Source organism: Phytobacter sp. V69, assembly GCF_965644215.1.
Lineage (GTDB): Bacteria > Pseudomonadota > Gammaproteobacteria > Enterobacterales > Enterobacteriaceae > Phytobacter.
Map to the genome: position 1 here is coordinate 1 of NZ_CBFFRL010000332.1, position 3,159 is coordinate 3,159.

Here is a 3,159-nt window from a genome sequence, read left to right on the forward strand (position 1 = left end):
GTTAAGTTCTTGTAATCCTTACACGCAAGCTCACAGGTTTTGCAGCCGGTGCAGCGCGCGGAGTCGATAAAAAATCCGTATTGAGTGGTCATCGGCTACTCCTTAAACCTTTTCGATTTCGACAAGGTTGGTGTGCTGCGGGTTACCTTTCGCCAGCGGTGACGGGCGATGGGTGGTCAGTGTGTTCATGCAACCGCCATGGTCGACGCGATCGCCTTTCATATCGGCGTTGTGCCAGGCACCCTGGCCCATGGCGCTCACTCCCGGCATGATGCGCGGTGTCACTTTGGCGGCAATGCGTACTTCGCCGCGTCCGTTGAATACGCGAACCATATCGCCGTTGGCAATGCCGCGTTTTTGCGCGTCAATCGGGTTGATCCACACTTCCTGACGACAGGCTGCGGCGAGGATATCGACGTTACCGTAGCTGGAGTGGGTACGGGCTTTGTAGTGGAAGCCGAACAACTGCAGCGGATATTTATTGCGCGACGGGTCATCCCAGCCTTCCGGCGTGGAGGCGTAAACCAGCAGGGGGCTGATCACTTCGTCTTTCGGGATTTCCCAGGTGCTGGCGATTTTGGCTAAATCGCTGGAGTAAATTTCAATTTTGCCTGATGGCGTTTTCAGCGGGTTGGCCTGCGGGTCGTCACGGAATTTTTTATAGGCAACATAGTGCCCGGCCGGGTCTTTACGTTTGTAAATCCCCATTTTTTTGAGTTCTTCATAGGAGGGTAGCTTCGGATCTTTCGCCAGCATTTTGGCGTACAGATACTTAAGCCACTCTTCCTGGGTACGCCCTTCGGTAAATTTTTGGTAGATATCCGGCCCAAGGCGTTTGGCGATTTCGCTGGTTATCCAGTAAATCGGTTTGCGCTCGAATTTCGGCGCGGTGACCGGCTGAATAAAGATCAGATACCCCATGTTCCCGGCGTAGTCGTTCGGGATTATATCTTCCTGCTCTACGGTCATTAAATCAGGCAGCAGGATATCGGCATACATCGCCGAGGAGGTCATAAAGTTCTCGATGACGACAATCATTTCGCATTTCTTGTCGTCCTGTAAAACGTCATGGGTGTGGTTGATGTCGCCGTGCTGGTTGGTGATGGTGTTACCGGCATAGTTCCAGATAAATTTAATCGGTACGTCGAGCTTGTCTTTGCCCTGAACGCCATCGCGGGTTGCCGTCATCTCGGTACCGCGCTCGATAGCATCGGTCCAGGTGAAACAGGAGATTTTGGTTTTCACCGGGTTATCCGGCATCGGCATACGTTCGATGGTGATGTTATAGGTGGACTCGCGCGCGCCGCTGTTGCCGCCGTTGATACCGACGTTACCGGTCAGGATTGGCAGCATGGCGATAGCGCGGGAAGTCAGCTCACCGTTCGCCTGACGCTGCGGCCCCCAGCCCTGGCAGATATAGGCCGGTTTGGTTTGGCCAATTTCACGCGCCAGTTTCACAATGCGGTCAACCGGAATACCAGTCACGGCCGAGGCCCACTGCGGCGTTTTGGCAATACCGTCGTCGCCCTGGCCCAGAATATAGGCTTTGTAGTGACCATTGGCAGGCGCGCCTTCCGGAAGGGTTTTCTCGTCGTATCCGACACAGTACTTATCAAGGAACGGCTGATCGACCATGTTTTCGTTAATCAGCACCCAGGCGATGCCAGCCACCAGCGCCGCATCGGTACCCGGACGAATCGGGACCCACTCATCTTCACGCCCGGCGGCGGTATCGGTATAACGCGGGTCAATAACGATCATCCGCGCATTGGAGCGTTCGCGCGCCTGCTACAGGAAGTATGTAATGCCGCCGCCGCTCATACGGGTCTCGGCCGGGTTGTTGCCAAACATCACCACCAGTTTGCTGTTTTCGATGTCTGAGGTGCTGTTGCCTTCATTGGAGCCGTAGGTGTACGGCATTGCGTAGGCGATTTGCGCGGTACTGTAGTACCATACTGGCCGAGGAAGCCGCCGTAAATAGCCATCAGGCGGGCAATAATAGAAGCCGAGGGAGAAGAGCGGGTGATGTTGCCACCAACGATACCGGAGGAGTAGTTGATGTATACCGCCTCGTTACCGTATTTCTCGACCGTTCCTTTCAGGCTGTCGGCGATGGTGTTCAGCGCTTCATCCCAGGAGATACGTTCAAATTTGCCTTCGCCGCGTTTGCCCACGCGTTTCATCGGATAGTTCAGACGATCCGGGTGGTTGATGCGACGGCGGATGGAACGGCCACGCAGGCAGGCGCGAACCTGGTGATTACCGTAAACATCATCCCCGGTGTTATCGGTCTCGACCCAGTAGACTTCGTTATCACGCACGTGAGAACGCAGCGCACAGCGGCTACCACAGTTGACGGAGCAGGCACCCCACACAACTTTATCTTCTGCGGGCTGCATGACGCTTTGAACTGCAGCAGCAGCGGTCCGCATGCCAAAAGGAAGAGAAAAACTGCCAGCCGCCAGCGCCAGCGAACCCAGCGCCGTTGATTTTACGAGTGTTCGTCGGCTGATTCCGCCACTACTCTCGACATTCGACATAGCTCACTCCGTTATAAATTATAATAAAAAGAAATTACTCGCTGAGATTACGAGCAGGCTAACTATGAGGAGATGCTACTCAAATGGAGGTAGGAAAATCTTAATGGGGATCAAGAAGAATGTTAATCCCCATTATTTTTTTAGGGAAATGGATTTATTGCGCGGCGGGTTTTTCGCTTTCTTGTGGTGTTATTTCACCGGATTGCGCATTTCCGCTTCCGCGCGTGCGGGTATAAAGAATTTTCCAGCTATCATTAGCGCAGTGACCCACAACTTGCGCACCCGGCGCGCTATTTTGATCGTTGGGCTCAATCGTTAGCGTAAAGCCGGATTCAGGCACGCCATTATTTATAATCTTTTGTTGTATATCACTTTTTACCTTTTCGCAGGAATCCGGAGCGGCCCATGCGGATGCCGAACCGATGAACAAAAGTGCACCTAACCAAAGAGAATGTTTCATTTGCGACTCCTTATATATTAACAATGTTAAAGCGTAGCAGTTGACATGTAAGTCTCAGGTAAATCTGCTCATTAAATAGGAATGACGCGAATTCAGATAATAAGTGCAACGCTCGGACATGATTGTGGAGAGTGTAGGAGGAAGGGTTAACTACCGATA

Annotated in this window: 2 protein-coding genes and 1 pseudogene; all 3 read right to left on the reverse strand. The window is 52.8% G+C overall.

The window, feature by feature from the left end:
- The coding region (locus tag ACSZPU_RS24605) for a 4Fe-4S binding protein (protein ID WP_164981162.1) at positions 1 to 92 on the reverse strand (92 nt) is incomplete at its 3' end.
- A gap of 10 nt (positions 93 to 102) precedes the next feature.
- Positions 103 to 2,540 (reverse strand): annotated as a pseudogene (gene ynfE / locus ACSZPU_RS24610) (selenate/tellurate reductase subunit YnfE).
- A gap of 154 nt (positions 2,541 to 2,694) precedes the next feature.
- Positions 2,695 to 3,000: a DUF1161 domain-containing protein gene (locus tag ACSZPU_RS24615; protein ID WP_499004201.1), complete on the reverse strand. Its 306-nt coding sequence runs from the start codon at positions 2,998 to 3,000 to the stop codon at positions 2,695 to 2,697.
- Positions 3,001 to 3,159: the final 159 nt, after the last annotated feature.

Bases quoted from the DNA above. Each gene is read 5' to 3' on its own strand.
- ACSZPU_RS24615 (WP_499004201.1), bottom strand. From the start codon at position 3,000: ATGAAACATTCTCTTTGGTTAGGTGCACTTTTGTTCATCGGTTCGGCA.